General features: G+C 49.8%; 14 protein-coding genes. 4 read left to right on the top strand and 10 right to left on the bottom strand.

All coding sequences use genetic code 11. The annotated features are described in order from the left end of the window. Positions 1-64: 64 nt before the first annotated feature. The 6 genes from sufB to NYE70_RS00400 form a co-directional block, all read right to left on the bottom strand. Complete coding sequence (sufB, locus tag NYE70_RS00425; protein WP_211025313.1) at positions 65-1,462, bottom strand: Fe-S cluster assembly protein SufB; 1,398 nt, start codon at positions 1,460-1,462, stop codon at positions 65-67. A 22-nt stretch (positions 1,463-1,484) separates the two neighbouring features. After that, complete coding sequence (gene sufU / locus NYE70_RS00420) at positions 1,485-1,907, bottom strand: Fe-S cluster assembly sulfur transfer protein SufU (RefSeq protein ID WP_211025311.1); 423 nt, start codon at positions 1,905-1,907, stop codon at positions 1,485-1,487. After that, positions 1,907-3,121, bottom strand: coding sequence for a cysteine desulfurase (locus NYE70_RS00415; RefSeq protein ID WP_211025309.1), 1,215 nt, complete (start codon positions 3,119-3,121; stop codon positions 1,907-1,909). Before NYE70_RS00415 ends, sufU begins: the two co-directional genes overlap by 1 nt. Next, a complete protein-coding gene (sufD, locus tag NYE70_RS00410; protein ID WP_341044657.1) occupies positions 3,118-4,419 on the bottom strand; it encodes a Fe-S cluster assembly protein SufD in 1,302 nt (433 codons plus the stop codon). Before sufD ends, NYE70_RS00415 begins: the two co-directional genes overlap by 4 nt. A gap of 21 nt (positions 4,420-4,440) precedes the next feature. Beyond that, positions 4,441-5,223 (bottom strand): Fe-S cluster assembly ATPase SufC, encoded by a 783-nt coding sequence (gene sufC / locus NYE70_RS00405; RefSeq protein WP_211025305.1) that lies wholly within the window; start codon positions 5,221-5,223, stop codon positions 4,441-4,443. 281 nt (positions 5,224-5,504) lie between these two features. Then, a complete protein-coding gene (locus tag NYE70_RS00400) occupies positions 5,505-5,978 on the bottom strand; it encodes a Dps family protein (protein WP_211025303.1) in 474 nt (157 codons plus the stop codon). Between the two features lie 273 nt (positions 5,979-6,251). Here NYE70_RS00400 and NYE70_RS00395 point away from each other — a divergent pair, with 273 nt between their 5' ends. Continuing rightward, complete coding sequence (locus tag NYE70_RS00395) at positions 6,252-6,812, top strand: hypothetical protein (RefSeq protein WP_341044656.1); 561 nt, start codon at positions 6,252-6,254, stop codon at positions 6,810-6,812. Between the two features lie 101 nt (positions 6,813-6,913). Here the strand turns inward: NYE70_RS00395 and NYE70_RS00390 are convergent, their stop codons facing one another. Further along, a complete protein-coding gene (locus tag NYE70_RS00390) occupies positions 6,914-7,291 on the bottom strand; it encodes a DUF423 domain-containing protein (RefSeq protein ID WP_290407529.1) in 378 nt (125 codons plus the stop codon). A 189-nt stretch (positions 7,292-7,480) separates the two neighbouring features. Here NYE70_RS00390 and NYE70_RS00385 point away from each other — a divergent pair, with 189 nt between their 5' ends. From NYE70_RS00385 to NYE70_RS00375, 3 genes are all read left to right on the top strand, one after another. Continuing rightward, positions 7,481-7,891, top strand: a complete 411-nt coding sequence (locus tag NYE70_RS00385) for a hypothetical protein (protein ID WP_290407530.1) — start codon at positions 7,481-7,483, stop codon at positions 7,889-7,891. Between the two features lie 218 nt (positions 7,892-8,109). Continuing rightward, complete coding sequence (locus tag NYE70_RS00380) at positions 8,110-8,967, top strand: DegV family protein (protein WP_341044655.1); 858 nt, start codon at positions 8,110-8,112, stop codon at positions 8,965-8,967. Between the two features lie 38 nt (positions 8,968-9,005). After that, positions 9,006-9,860, top strand: a complete 855-nt coding sequence (locus tag NYE70_RS00375; protein WP_341044654.1) for a DegV family protein — start codon at positions 9,006-9,008, stop codon at positions 9,858-9,860. A gap of 455 nt (positions 9,861-10,315) precedes the next feature. On the opposite strand, the gene NYE70_RS00370 is transcribed toward NYE70_RS00375, so the two are convergent. The 3 genes from NYE70_RS00370 to narJ form a co-directional block, all read right to left on the bottom strand. Further along, entirely contained in the window at positions 10,316-13,150 is a 2,835-nt protein-coding gene (locus tag NYE70_RS00370; protein ID WP_341044653.1) for a PAS domain S-box protein, read from the bottom strand. A gap of 165 nt (positions 13,151-13,315) precedes the next feature. After that, on the bottom strand, positions 13,316-14,014 hold the full coding sequence (gene narI / locus NYE70_RS00365; RefSeq protein WP_341044652.1) for a respiratory nitrate reductase subunit gamma: 699 nt from the start codon (positions 14,012-14,014) through the stop codon (positions 13,316-13,318). Positions 14,015-14,028: 14 nt separating this feature from the next. Then, positions 14,029-14,682, bottom strand: a complete 654-nt coding sequence (gene narJ, locus NYE70_RS00360) for a nitrate reductase molybdenum cofactor assembly chaperone (protein WP_211025286.1) — start codon at positions 14,680-14,682, stop codon at positions 14,029-14,031.

The following is a 14,682-nucleotide window of genomic DNA, read 5'->3' as shown; positions in this document are numbered from 1 at the left end:
AGAATTTGAGGCAAAGAAAAGCCCGCTGACCTAAATGGACAGCGGGCTTTTTATTAGCTTTTCCTTAACCGATGGAACCTTCCATTTCGAACTTGATCAATCTGTTCATTTCCACAGCATATTCCATCGGCAGTTCCTTGGTGAACGGCTCGATGAAGCCCATGATGATCATTTGCGTCGCTTCGGCTTCGGAAAGCCCGCGGCTCATCAGATAGAAGAGCTGCTCCTCGGACACCTTGGATACGGTAGCTTCATGCTCCAACATGATGTTATCGTTCATGATCTCGTTATATGGAATCGTATCTGACGTTGATTCATTATCGAGAATGAGCGTATCGCATTTGATGTTCGATTTGGCGCCTTCCGCCTGGCGTCCGAAGGATGCCAGACCACGGTAGGTAACTTTACCGCCGTGCTTACTGATCGACTTGGAAACGATCGTGGACGTGGTATCCGGTGCAAGGTGAATCATCTTGGCCCCTGCGTCCTGATGCTGTCCTTTGCCCGCTACCGCGATCGACAGCACGCTGCCTTTCGCGCCGCGGCCTTTCAAGATAACAGCCGGGTATTTCATCGTCAGCTTGGAACCGATGTTGCCGTCGACCCATTCCATTGTGGCGTTCTCTTCAGCTACCGCCCGTTTGGTAACGAGGTTGTAGATGTTCGGAGCCCAGTTCTGGATCGTCGTGTAACGAACGCGAGCGTTCTTTTTGCAGATGATTTCAACGACGGCGCTGTGCAGGGAATTCGTGCTGTAAATCGGAGCTGTACAGCCTTCCACATAGTGCACGAAGCTGTCCTCGTCGGCGATGATGAGCGTCCGTTCGAATTGGCCCATATTTTCCGAATTGATCCGGAAGTAAGCTTGCAGAGGAACTTCACATTTCACGCCTTTCGGCACGTAGATGAAGCTTCCGCCCGACCATACGGCGCTGTTCAACGCAGCAAACTTGTTGTCCGCCGGTGGAATGACCGTTCCGAAGTATTCGCGGAAAATTTCCGGATGCTCTCTGAGCGCGGTATCGGTATCCGTGAAAATAACGCCTTGATCTTCCAGATCCTTTTGCATGCTGTGGTATACGACCTCGGATTCGTACTGCGCCGATACCCCGGCCAAGAACTTCTGTTCAGCTTCAGGGATACCGAGCTTGTCAAAGGTTTCCTTAATTTCGGAAGGAACCTCTTCCCAAGTCTTCCCTTGCTTTTCGGAAGGTCTTACATAGTATTGGATATCGTTAAAGTCGAGTTCATCCAGGTCTCCGCCCCAACGCGGGAGCGGCATTTTTTCGAATTGCTCCAAGGATTTCAGCCGGAAGTTCAACATCCATTCCGGTTCGTTCTTGATGCGGGAGATTTCCGTGACGATTTCGCGGGTCAAGCCTTTACCCGATTGAAAAACCGCCTTATGCTCATCCCGGAAGCCATATTTATACTCTTCCATTTCAGGCGCTTTCTTTGCCATGGCTGCATTACCTCCTTAAATATTATGATTCCTCGTTGATGCCCTTCTTGAGCGCGTTCCATGCTAACGTAGCGCACTTGATGCGGGCAGGAAATTTATTGACACCCGATAATGCTTCAATATCTTCATAATCCTCGAATTCCGCCGACTCGCCCTTCATGAGGGAAGAAAAGCGGTTCGCCAGATCCATTGCTTCTTCATAAGTGCGGCCTTTGACGGCCTCCGTCATCATCGAAGCGGAAGACATACTGATCGAGCAGCCCTCGCCTGTAAACCGCGCATCCTTCACGATGCCGTCCTCGACTTTAAGCTGAAGCGATATGCGGTCACCGCAGGTTGGATTGTTTAAATCCACCGTTAGTCCACCGTCTTCGAATTTTCCGCGATTGCGCGGATTTTTATAATGATCCATAATAACGCGGCGGTATAAATCATCCAATTGCATTACGCGAAGTACTCCTTTGTTTGGATTAGAGCTTCCGCCAATCGGTCGATGTCTTGCTCCGTATTGTACAAGTACAGGCTGGCTCTCGCCGTCGAGCTCGCCTGAAGCCAGCGCATCAATGGCTGACAGCAGTGATGGCCCGCCCGGATGGCGATCCCCTGCGCATCAAGTACAGTGGCCACATCGTGCGGATGAACGTCCAGCAGATTAAAGGTAACCAGGCCGACCTCGCGTTCGCGGGGACCGTACACCGTAACTCCTTCAATTTCCGACAACTTGCCCATGGCATATGCCGCGAGCTTCGTTTCATGCCGATGGATTTCATCCAGACCGATCTCTTCCAGAAAATCAATGGCTGCCGCAAGACCGACAGCTCCGGCAATAATCGGCGTTCCGCCTTCGAATTTCCAAGGGAGCTCTTTCCATGTCGATTCGTAAAGGCCGACATCGTCGATCATCTCGCCGCCGAACTCAATGGGTTCCATCGATTCCAGCAGTTGCTTCTTACCATATAGTACCCCAATCCCGGTCGGAGCGCACATTTTATGTCCGGAGAATGCGTAGAAATCACAATCCAGGTCCCGTACGTTCACCTTCATGTGCGGCGTGCTTTGCGCACCGTCCACAACCATAACGGCCCCGTGGCGATGGGCGATCTCGGCCATTTCCTTCACCGGATTTACCACGCCGAGCACGTTGGATACATAAGCGGTGGAGACGATTTTCGTCTTGTCGGTGACCGTCTTCTCCACATCCTCCAACGCAATGCTGCCGTCAGGCTGCATCGGGATGAACTTCAAGGTCGCCCCGGTCCGTTTGGCAAGTTGCTGCCAAGGAATGAAGTTGCTATGGTGCTCCATCTGGGTAATTACGATTTCATCCCCGGCCGATAAGGCCGAGGGGCCATAGGAGGAGGCCACCAGGTTCAGTGCGGTTGTCGTACCACGGGTAAAAATAATCTCCTCGGTACGATTAGCTCCGATGAACCGTGCAACCTTCTCCCGGGCGCCTTCGTAGGCATCCGTAGCCCGGCTGCCCAGCGTATGAACGCCCCTGTGCACGTTTGCGTTTTCCCATTCGTAATAACGCTGAAGTGCTTCCAGTACGGCGAGCGGCTTCTGTGAAGTTGCCGCGCTGTCGAGATAAACGAGCGGATGGCCGTTAATCTCTTGATTTAATATAGGAAACTGTGCTTTGATCAGTTCCGCGTTCATTGTCCTAACTTCCTTTCCACCAGTCCCTGCAATTTCTGTTGCAGTTGCTCCAGTGGAATATCGGAAACGACCGGAGCGAGGAAGCCGTAGATAATCAAACGCTCAGCCTGCTCGCGGGAAATCCCGCGCGACATCAAGTAATAAATTTGCTCCTGATTGACCTGACCTACGGAAGCCGCATGGCCTGCCGTTACATCGTCCTCGTCGATCAATAGAATCGGATTGGCGTCCCCGCGTGCTTTCGGGCTAAGCATCAACACTTTCTCTGTTTGCTCTCCGTTCGCCTTCGTTGCGCCTTTCTCGATCTTGGTGATCCCGTTAATAATCGCGGTAGACTGCTCCCGCATTACCGCACGGGTAATCATTTGGCTATCGGAGCTCTTGCCGAAATGTACCGCTTTGGTCGTATAGTTCAGTTTCTGAGAACCGGAACCAACAGCGATAACTTTAGCGTCGGATAAGGAACCGTTGCCTTGAAGCACGGACAAGGTTTCGCTGGCGGAATCCCCGGCGTTCATTTCACCGACGATCCATTCAATGCTGCCGTCGTTGTCGACGATCGAACGGCGGTTGATCAGATCTGTCGTTTGTTCATTTAAATGATGGACCGAAGCAAATTGCACCTTGGCCCCTGCTTTAATGAATACTTCCGCAGCGCCGTTATGCACGACTTTGTTGTCGTATTGTCCGGAAATATAATTATCGACGTAAGTAACACGGCTGTTCGCCTCGGCAATGATCAATACGTGCGGAGCGAATGAAGACGCGGCATCGTCGATCAGGAAAATGCTTTGCAGCGGAATATCCACTTCCACATTTTTCGGCACGTACAGGAATACGCCGCCGTTCCAAAGTGCCGCATGCAATGCCGTCAATCGGTTCTCTTCCGGCTTGACTAAAGTATGAAGATAAGGTTTTACCAAATCCTCATGCTCGCGAACCGCCGTTTCGAGATCGGTGAAAATAACACCCTTTGCCGCCAGTTCGGCGGACAGGCTCGCATATACAGCTGCGCTATTGTGCTGAACGATCAAATTGCTGTCTTCCTTCAAATCGACCAAGGAAGCGACGCTTTCCGGAAGCTGCTGTGTTACCGACGGACGCTCCGTACGAAGCGTTCCGAAATTGCTCAAGTCCCAACGTTCGAGTTTAGTCTTTTCCAGTTTCGGCAAATCCAGTTCCGCGGCCAGCCGAAGCGCATTAACGCGGCTTTCGGTCAACCAGGCCGGTTCCCCGTTGTTCACGGATGTGCTTTGAAGCGCATCTGGTTCTACCGGAAGAACGGTTTGTGTAGTCATCTTTGGTTCTCCTCCTTCCGCCTAGGCTTCTTGACCTACGGTTTCATCCACGATGCCCAATTCTTCTTTAACCCAATCGTAACCGTCGCGCTCCAGGCGTTCAGCCAGTTCAGGCCCGCCAGATTTCACAATACGGCCTTGCATCATAACATGGACATAATCCGGAGTAATATAGTTCAGCAAACGCTGATAGTGAGTAATGATCAGGAAGCCGCGCTCTTCACTGCGCATAGCATTTACACCGTTCGCCACGATCCGCAACGCATCGATGTCAAGGCCTGAATCGATTTCGTCCAAGATGACGATTTTCGGATCAAGCAGCATCATTTGCAAAATCTCGTTACGCTTTTTCTCCCCGCCCGAGAAGCCTTCGTTCAAATAACGGTGTGCGAACTCAGGGTTCATTTCCAGATCCTTCATTTTGCCTTCCATTTGGCGAATGAATTTGATCAGCGAAACTTCATTGCCTTCACCGCGGCGGGCATTGATCGCGCTGCGCAGGAAGTCGGAGTTTGTAACCCCGGCGATTTCGCTCGGATACTGCATCGCCAGGAACAAGCCGGCGCGAGCACGCTCGTCAACAGCCATATCCAGTAAGTCCTCGCCGTCCAGAGTAGCCTTGCCGTCCGTAACTTCATACTTGGGATGACCCATCAGTGCGGAAGCCAGCGTACTTTTCCCGGTTCCGTTCGGTCCCATGATCGCGTGAATTTCTCCGCCCTTTATTTCAATGTCGATCCCTTTCAGAATCTCTTTGCCCTCAATTGTCGCTTTAAGTCCCTCAACAACGAAATGTGTAGCCATGTTTTTACTGCTCCCTCCATTAGTCGTTAAAATCTATGCCTTTATTCTGTTGCCATTATACCATACTAATTATCACTTTAGAATTATTCTAAGTGATTCTCACTGATTCTCACTACATTCTAACCTACTTTCAAAGCTTAATCAACGTACCTTGGCGGAGAACCGCCGTTTCCATAAGCTTTGTCACAGACATTTGGAATTTGCAGATATTGTCGAAAACAGGAACGGGCCTGGCCATGATGGCCAAGCCCGTGTCATGTAAGTCGTTCTTTTTGAAAATATTACCCCAAATAAGAACGCAGCATCCACATATGTTTTTCAAGTTCGCCTTTAAACCCGGTCAGCAAGTCGCTCGTCGCCTCATCGCCTTCCTTGTCGGCAAGCTCAATACCTTCCTGGAACGATTCGGACAAGGTTGCAAAATCCTCGATCAGATTCTGAACCATTGTTCGTGGATCTTCCTTGCCGGTTGCCTCCTGGATCGTGGCGATCTCCAGATATTCCTTCATGGTTGCCGCAGGGCTGCCCTTGATCGTAAGGAGACGCTCGGCTACCGCATCCATTTTTTCCGTAACCTCGTTGTACAGCTCTTCAAATTTAACATGCAGAGTGAAGAAGTTTTCCCCCTTCACATACCAGTGATAGTTGTGAATTTTCACGTAAAGCACGTTCAGGTTCGCAACCTGCTCATTAAGTACTTGTTCCAAACTGGATTTCTTTGTCTTGCCGGATGTTTTAGAGTCCGTTTTAGCCATCATAAACCCTCGCTTTCTATAAAGGTATGTTACGCCAATATTCTAACTTTACCCGAGCCAAGTTTTGCCGAAACAAGTTGCTTGTCCTTCTTATTATAACTGATGTCTGCAAAAATGGAAAAGAAACCCGATCAAACCTGAACAAACAGGCTTTCCGTCATATATTTCCAAGTAAATAATCCGAAATCAGAACGGTTTAGGACTATGCTTGTCCCCCCTCCGGTGCTATGATGGTTAATGCAACGATATTTAACACGTGTTTTTGGGGGCTATATGGACAATCAGAACGATCATCACAAGAAAGAAGATTTAGGTTATTTATTCAATGTAGAAATCCTTGTAAGAAACGACTCCAATGCCAAGGCGCTGCAATCTTTGCTTCAGGTACTTAACGCCGGCGAAAGTATCATTGATTACAGAATTAACTCAGGGATCGAATTGGGAGAAATTATCGAATCCTTACTCACCGCAAAAAAACAGTCCATTATCTCCAAATCCTATAAAAGACTCACCGCGACCGATCAAGCTAAGAAGCCTGCGGAAGCGCAGACGGCGAAACCAAAGCCTGCCGTCAAAGAAGCTGCGGCTCCGGTGGAATCCGCCCGCTTTGAAGAAATCGCCAAGAGCGGCGATTTTGAAAACTGGATTAAGAAATATATTTCCGGTAATCGTCTGGTTCGCTTGCTGGTCAACCGGAATGGAGAGCGAATGAGCATCCCCTGCCGGATCTTGAATTTCCTGCCGGAGACTTATACGATCAATGTGTACCATGTGGATGAGAAGCAGGTATATACTTTCAACCTTAGCGAGATTATCGATTTTATCGATAAATAAGGGATACTTAGTTTCCCTTATATTACAAAAACGGCTGGACCTGGTCTGCTTGCAGACGGGCCAGCCGTTTTCTTTATCATAGGTTCCTCTTATATCCTCTACTACTTTTCTTTTTTTAGCAGAGCCAATGCAAACATCAACCAGCCGACGATAAACGCTACGCCGCCGAGCGGAGTAATCGGTCCAAACCATTTCCAGCCGGTAACGGCGAGCAAATACAAGCTGCCCGAGAACAGGATGATTCCCGTCAGGAATAACCGGTTTGCCCACAGCAGGCGTTTCTGATCCAGTCCCAGACCGGCTGCGAATGCCGCCAATATCATCGCAATCCCGTGGATCATATGATAATGTACCCCGGTTTCATATGTACCGATCGCCTTCTCCCCGATCTGAGGCTCCAAAATATGTGCTCCGAAGGCTCCAAGCGCTACGGCAACCAGCATCACAATCGCACCGGTTCCGGCAAATTTCCGCTGCATCTATTTTCCTCCTTGTAAGAAGATGAACTTCTACTATCATAACCTAGGATCGTCGTTCAATCCAGAGAACCGGCGGCTCATGCGGCAACGAGCTTTTCCGTCTAATAAAATGTAGTTATTGATTTTTACTGAAATATGTGAAGAATTAAACAAAAGGATGATTTTCTCAAAAAAGGAGTCTAACGAAAAATGAATTCATTTGAACAAGGCAATATGAACGGGATGCCCCCTTACCGGGAACCTAATGCCTCCCCTGTCGCCGAGCTCAAGCATTCCGGCCCCGGCATCGCTTCTTTCATCATTATTTTAGTGGCTATTGTCGGCTACATTTTTTCCATCGCAATGATCACCGCTGCCGTTATCGGCATCGTGGACCAGCCAATTGAAGCCATCACCGAAAGCCTGATGGAGCAAGCCGGAGCGATTCTCGGCATCCTGTTAATGATGGTCGCCGCCATCCTTCATTTAGTCGCACTCATTCTAGGCATAATAGGCCTGCTGATTAAAAACCGCAAAAAGCTTTTCGCTATTCTCGGCTTATCCTTTTCGGGAGGCATATTGATTCTGCTCATCATTTTGTTTGCTTTAGGCTCACTATAATGTATCTCTTGCATTACTTCTTGATCCTATGATTTCACTTCTGCACCGATCCCCTGTACCAGCGGTTTTTCCGGCCCGGTTTGAGGGGATCTTTTTCTATACGAACGAGAGACTGCGATCAAAAGGTCGACTTTTGAAACGCTTTATTAAAACGATGTTAAATAGATGAGGTTTTTGATAAAATATAAGCTGGACTATCTGAATTTAAGGAGATACTTATGTCAAAGGTCAAAATTTTCGCAGACAGCACTTCTGATCTGCCGGCGGGATGGAAGAGTCAATATCAAATCGGAATTATTCCGCTTTACGTCGTATTTGAAGACAAGACTTACAGGGACGGATTGGATATTACCCCTTTGGATCTTTACTCTAAGGTGGAATCCGGCGGAAGCTTGCCAAAAACAACGGCTCCGTCACCCAGAGACTTTATGGAGCAATTTGCTCCGCATATTGAGCATGGTGAGGATATCGTTTATATCAGCCTGTCCTCAAAGCTGTCTTCCACCTACCAGAACGCCCTGATAGCGGCTTCCGAATTTCCCGAAGGCCGTGTGCATATCGTCGATTCTCTTAACCTCTGCAGTGGTATCGGCTTGCTTGTAATGAAAGCCGTAAGAGCGGCCGAACAGGGAATGAGTGCAACCGAAATCGTGTCCTTGCTGGAAACATGCCGGCCTTTGGTCGAAACGGAATTCGTCATCGATACTCTGGAATATTTATATAAAGGCGGACGCTGCTCAGGTATGCAAAATTTCATAGGCAGCCTGCTGCAGATTCGTCCTGTATTAAAAGTGGTCGACGGGAACATCATTCCGGCCTATAAAGTACGCGGCAAGAAAGAGAAGGCAGTTCAGCAAATGCTGGACAATGCGCTCGCCAACGTTGGAGAGATGGATAAAGATTTAATCATCGTCGCCCACACGCTTGCCGAAGAGGAGGCTCTGCGTCTGGCCGCGATTCTTAGAGAACAGACCGGCGCGCGCGAAGTGGCCGTCGCTGAAGCCGGGTGCGTTATTTCGAGCCATTGCGGCCCGCACACCGTAGCAATTATGTATACCAAGAAAGCATCCGACTAAAGCACCCGCATATCCGAATTCAAGGGAGGATTTGAATCATGGGAGCCATTAAAATTTTTGCTGACAGCACTTGCGATCTGCCGCCGGCATGGATTGAGAAATATGATATAGGCATTGTCCCGCTGTACGTTACGTTTGGGGATACCAATTACCGCGACGGCGTCGACCTGCAACCCCCTCAGCTTTATCAAAAAGTGGACGAAACCGGGCGGCTCCCGAAAACCGCCGCCCCGTCTCCGGCCGATTTCATGCAGGCATTTGCGCCGTTCATTGAAGAAGGTCGGCAAGTTCTTTACATAAGCTTGTCTTCAGAGCTGTCTTCAACCTATCAGAATGCGTTGATTGCCTCGGAGGAATTTAGCGAAGGCCAAGTAACGGTATTCGACTCGCTCAATCTGTCCACCGGGATCGGCCTTCAGGTCATGAAGGCGGTTCGGGCAGCCGCAGATGGCAAGAGCGTTACCGAGATCATAGCCTTGCTCGAAGTGGTTCGTTCTCATGTCGAAACCGAATTTGTCATTGACTCGCTGGACTATTTATATAAGGGCGGCCGATGCTCCGGCATGCAAAACCTGGTCGGCAGCCTGCTCCGGATTCGCCCGGTCATCAAGGTGACTGACGGCAAAATGACTCCGGCATATAAAGTCCGCGGCAGCAGGGAGAAAGCGCTGGACCAACTGCTGGAGAACGCCATTAGCCGCATCCCCGAAATGGACCGTGATCTTATTTTCATCACGCATTCTTTAGCCGATGCGGATGCGGTCCAGCTGCAAAAAGTTCTTCAGGCTAAGACAGGGGCAAGAGAAGTTGCCGTGTCCAACGCCGGCTGCGTCATTTCAAGCCATTGCGGCGCCAAGACCATCGGCATTCTATATACAAAATCATTAAATTAATTATACCGCAGCATTAATTTACGTCTCAAAATCCCTCGCCTTTGGCGGGGGATTTTTAATTAATACCACTCGGATAAATCATTCTCGAACCGATCGGACGGAGGTTGGCCCGGGTTTTCATTTCTCTAACGGACACATAAGCCGCTATTTGGACGATTTAAGCAGGTTTTGAATTTTAACGGACATCACGGCACTTATCATGGTGCTTTTTGCGGAACAAAGTCCCTTTTTCTCCGGATAAGGCCTTCTGTGTCCGTTAGAATTTCAAAACAGAGGATTCGATGGAAATAACGGCACTGATGTCCGTTAGCAGGCTAATGACGAAAAAGGCGGATAGCAAAATGAACGCAGCCAAGGGCCGCGTTCATTTTTGGTATATTCCATTACGGTTGATCACCGTCTTGTGACGCCGAAGCAGAGCCCCGAGCGCTTCGCGCATTGCGGAACCGTAAGCTCTAATGCTTCCGGGAGCCCTCACGCGAGAGCAGCTCCGCGCCCCATGTATCCAGCAGCTGCCGAATATCCCGCTGTTTGAGCGGTTTGGTGATGATCGTTTCCATGCCGCTCGCCATGCATCTTTCACGGTTTTCAACTCCGCCGCAGGAGCTCACGCCGATAATGACAGGGAGCCTGTCCAGCGGCAACAGCTGACGAATTAGCCTGGCTGTTTTGATCCCATCCATTACGGGCATCTCGATATCCATAAAGATGAGATCGTACTTCCTTCCGATCAAAGCCTCAATCACTTCCATACCATTATGAGCTACATCCGGCTGATATCCCAGCTTCTCCAACATCTGAACGAAGGCCTGGCAATTTACCGGATGATCCTCCGCAATGAGAACCGATAATCCGCGGTTCTGAAGGTCCTCCTCCGACGATTCCAAAGGTTCCAGAAGCAGGCTTCCCGCTGCTTCTCTGCTTACCGCGATTTCTTCCAAATTCCCCGTCTCATTTTGGAGACTTTCCGGCAACTCCTTGTTTGATGAATCGCAAACCAGGGTAAAGCGGAAGACGGAACCTTCCCCTTCTATACTTTCCACGGAAATGTGGCCGCCCAGCATTTCAACGATTTTTTTACATATGGCCAGCCCCAACCCGGTTCCCCCATACTTGCGATTCATAATCGGATGAACCTGGGAAAAAGATTGAAACAGCCTATGCAGCTTGTCCGCGGGAATCCCGATCCCCGTGTCGGTAATGCTGAATTCGAGCAGATCCGCCGAACCATATCCGGGAGCACGCTGAATACGCACGCTGACCTGCCCTCGGTCCGTGAATTTCAAGGCATTGCCGATCAAGTTGACCAGAATTTGACGCACCCGTGACGGATCGCTATATAAATAGTCAGGGACATCAGGTGCAATGAAATAACTGATTTCGAGTCCCTTTTTGTCGGCCTCCGGCAGGAACAAATCGACCGCGCTCGCCACACAGCTCTCCAAATGGAAGGTTTCGTATTCCAGCGCCATTTTTCCGGCCTCAATTTTGCTGAAATCCAGAACATCGTTCAAAATGGATAACAGCGCCCGGCTGCTGCTGGAAATGATCTCCGCATAGTAACGCTGATCCTCGCTCAAATTCGTATCCATCAGCAGGTCGGTCATGCTGATCACGCCATTCATCGGCGTGCGGATTTCATGGCTCATCATCGCAAGGAATTCCGATTTGGCCTGGGTCGCACGCTCCGCCGATTCTTTGGCTCTCAAGATTTCCCGTTCCCCGGTAATATCGTTAAACACGACGACCGCGCCGATCAGCTGCCCCCGCTCGATCATCGGATTGACGCGATATTCCACCAAGAAACTGGAACCGTCCCTTCTCCAGAATACGTCCTCCTTCACAATACGCGGAGTACCGTCGCGCATCGTCTGGATGATCGGACATTCTTCCAAAGGGTAAGCGGCTCCGTCGCTTTTGGTGTGATGAATCAGAAGATGATTCGACTGGCCGATAAATTCCTCCATATCGTAGCCAAGCATGTCCGAGGCCGCCTGGTTGATGAACACGGTTTTGCCATTCTCGTCCAGCCCGTAAATCCCTTCGGAAACGGAGCCCAGAATCAGGGAATGGAGATAGCTCAGCTTCTCAATTTGTTCGACATACCGTGTTCTTTCCGTTATATCGCTGGCGATTCCATATACGCCGACCACCTGTTTATCCACGATAATCGGTACGTTCGTTACCGCAATCTCCAGACGGCTACCATCTTTGCGGGTCACGGTCGTCTCATAATTTTGCGGGATGCCTTCTCGGGCTTGTTCAAAATGATGCAGCGTATGAGCCAAATCTTCCCGGTCGATAATCTGCTGGGAATTCATCCCCAGAAGTTCTTCCCCGGAATAACCCATCAATGCTTCCAGATTGGAATTCAAAGAGGTATATTTGCCGTCTAAATCCATGGAATACACACTGAACGGACTATACTCGAACAGCGAACGATAACGCTGCTGGCTCTCCTGAAGTCGCCGCTCGCTCTCTTTGCGCTCTGTTACGTCGCGGGAAATGGAGATAATTTCGCCGATCTCTCCGGAATACGCCAAATATCGGTACCTCCCGGTGCTTTCGAACCAAATGTACCTCCCGTCCTTATGACGGACTCGATAGGTGATCGTATAGACGCTCCTGGAATTCATCTGGATTTTCATCCGCTCTTTTACCATTTGCACATCCTCGGGATGCACATAGTCATAAGCGCTGGTTCCGATCAATTCCTCCGGATCATACCCCAGCAGCGTAGTGGAGGATGGAGAAACATAAATATACCTGTTGCTCTCATCCGCAGAATGCCTGGAGATCAAATCCATGGAATACTCTGAAATGAGCCGGTATTGTCCCTCGCTTTCCCGGAGCGCTTCCTCTATCCGGTTTCTCTCCGTAATTCCACGGGCCTGGTTTATTTTTTCCGCAGTAATGTCCTTGGTAATCGAAAAAACACCGACCACTCCAGTATCATGAATGATCGGAATATATGTTGAATAGGCGTCGCGAATTTCCCCGTCCTTTCGCCGAAAGGCGATTTCAAAACTTCCCGTTTCTCCGCGTAACGCTTTTCTAAAATATTCTTCCTTCTTTTGCTGCCCTTTTTCACAAAATAGCTGATCCAGACTCAGTTGCATAAAATGCGTAGCCGGGTACCCGGTCAGCTTCTCGGTCGCCGGATTCACTTCCACATATTTACCGTTCACATCAATGATGCAGATCGCATCAGGCAGATTCTCGTACAGTAACTTGTATGTGCTATCCTCGGAAATGAGCTGTTTCAGAAGTCGGCTTTTATCATAGGCCACGGCTAAGGCTCCTTTACTTCTAAGGTAGAGTGGACAAGTTATGATCTTTATCACCATCCATTCTACCCGATTCCTGGAAACGGTGAATAGGGTCCTTGTGCCTAGAACTCATGTAATAGAAAACAGCGTCCCGCAGGTTTCGGGGCGCTGTCTCTTATCATAAAATCAGGTTCTCTCGCGTTTCTTATAGTTAGCTCGGGACCGGTATTGTTGAGGTGCTCTTGCCGGGTACCTTGCCGGCAGAGAGAACATGTGCACAAGGTGGGTGAACGGAATTGACGCAAACAGCAGGAAAGCAAGAACGATATGGAACTGGAACAGAAAGGGAACGGTTTCCATCAGATGATATTGCGGATTAAACGTGAACAGACTGCGGAACCAGGGACCGATCGTGGTTCGATATTCATAAGCAACCACCGTTGTATTGTATATAAGCGTCATATAGGTTCCCATAGCCGCTACGATCAACACCAGGATAACGGCAAAATAATCGCCGAACCCGGTATGAACGCGCACCCGCCGGTTGGTCATTTTTCGGATCAGAAGAAGCACCAGCCCACCGACGACCATCAGCCCGGCAAGGCCTCCGCCCACGATCGCAAACACGTGATAGGTCTCATCGGAGACGCCAAGTGAATGATACACGCTTCTCGGGATCAGAACCCCCATAACATGACCGATGAACGCGAATATAATCCCGTAGTGAAAAACGGTCGAACCGACTCTAAGCCATTTTTTCTCGAAAATTTCTGTGGAAGGCGCAGTCCAGCTAACTTGACGAAAGGCAAAACGGTACAACAGGCCCACGATCATTACCGCCAAGGTGATATACGGAAACACGACCCACCAGAAAATACCGGTCATCGATGTACCTCCATTCAATTGCACATTTTGTATACCGGCAGACCGGTATCACTGCGGGCGGTTCCGTCCATGCCGAACAAAATCGGATACGGGAGCTCGTCCAGGTCGGCTACTTCCCGTTTACTTTCCAGCCTGCGGACATCTTCTTCCGACGGCTCCTTAAATACTTCGGACATGAGAATCCGGAACAGCTCCCGATAGGGGCTGTCTTCTGCCAAATTGTCACGAATCCGCTTGCTGGCTACCGCCAGTCGAAGCTCCAGCGCACGCACATGGATATGGTCGGATCTTACCGCGAGCAGTTCGAACAGCATCGGGATATAATCGCTTAATTCCCCGTTCGTCAGGCTGAATCCGGCATCCTGCACGATATGCTGCAGCAATATAAGCGCCGCTCCCCGCTCCCTGCTGTCACCCAGCTCATGAGCGGTCAGGTACAGTCCCGTTTTGTCCTTCCAGTCAAACGTCCATACATAAAGCTCCCTCAATTCCTTAAGCGGTATGGCATAGAGCGACTCCAGCGCCTGCTCCACGCGTCCCCGCAGAACCGGGTCGTCAATGCCGGAGCGAATGGCCTCCAGCATTTCCGGGCGCGTCTCTAGAAATTGATCGTCCGGATAGCCAAGCATTCTTGACGTCACGGCCAGCATCATAGATTTTGTGTCCAT

The organism is Paenibacillus sp. FSL R5-0407, from assembly GCF_038009185.1.
Taxonomy (GTDB): Bacteria; Bacillota; Bacilli; order Paenibacillales; family Paenibacillaceae; genus Fontibacillus; species Fontibacillus vini.
This window is presented reverse-complemented; position numbering and strand designations above follow the sequence as displayed.

Bases quoted from the DNA above. Each gene is read 5' to 3' on its own strand.
- NYE70_RS00380 (WP_341044655.1), top strand. From the start codon at position 8,110: ATGTCAAAGGTCAAAATTTTCGCAGACAGCACTTCTGATCTGCCGGCG.
- narJ (WP_211025286.1), bottom strand. From the start codon at position 14,682: ATGGACACAAAATCTATGATGCTGGCCGTGACGTCAAGAATGCTTGGC.
- NYE70_RS00415 (WP_211025309.1), bottom strand. From the start codon at position 3,121: ATGAACGCGGAACTGATCAAAGCACAGTTTCCTATATTAAATCAAGAG.
- sufC (WP_211025305.1), bottom strand. From the start codon at position 5,223: ATGGCTACACATTTCGTTGTTGAGGGACTTAAAGCGACAATTGAGGGC.
- NYE70_RS00390 (WP_290407529.1), bottom strand. From the start codon at position 7,291: ATGCAGCGGAAATTTGCCGGAACCGGTGCGATTGTGATGCTGGTTGCC.
- NYE70_RS00400 (WP_211025303.1), bottom strand. From the start codon at position 5,978: ATGGCTAAAACGGACTCTAAAACATCCGGCAAGACAAAGAAATCCAGT.
- narI (WP_341044652.1), bottom strand. From the start codon at position 14,014: ATGACCGGTATTTTCTGGTGGGTCGTGTTTCCGTATATCACCTTGGCG.
- NYE70_RS00385 (WP_290407530.1), top strand. From the start codon at position 7,481: ATGAATTCATTTGAACAAGGCAATATGAACGGGATGCCCCCTTACCGG.
- NYE70_RS00375 (WP_341044654.1), top strand. From the start codon at position 9,006: ATGGGAGCCATTAAAATTTTTGCTGACAGCACTTGCGATCTGCCGCCG.
- sufB (WP_211025313.1), bottom strand. From the start codon at position 1,462: ATGGCAAAGAAAGCGCCTGAAATGGAAGAGTATAAATATGGCTTCCGG.
- sufD (WP_341044657.1), bottom strand. From the start codon at position 4,419: ATGACTACACAAACCGTTCTTCCGGTAGAACCAGATGCGCTTCAAAGC.
- sufU (WP_211025311.1), bottom strand. From the start codon at position 1,907: ATGCAATTGGATGATTTATACCGCCGCGTTATTATGGATCATTATAAA.
- NYE70_RS00395 (WP_341044656.1), top strand. From the start codon at position 6,252: ATGGACAATCAGAACGATCATCACAAGAAAGAAGATTTAGGTTATTTA.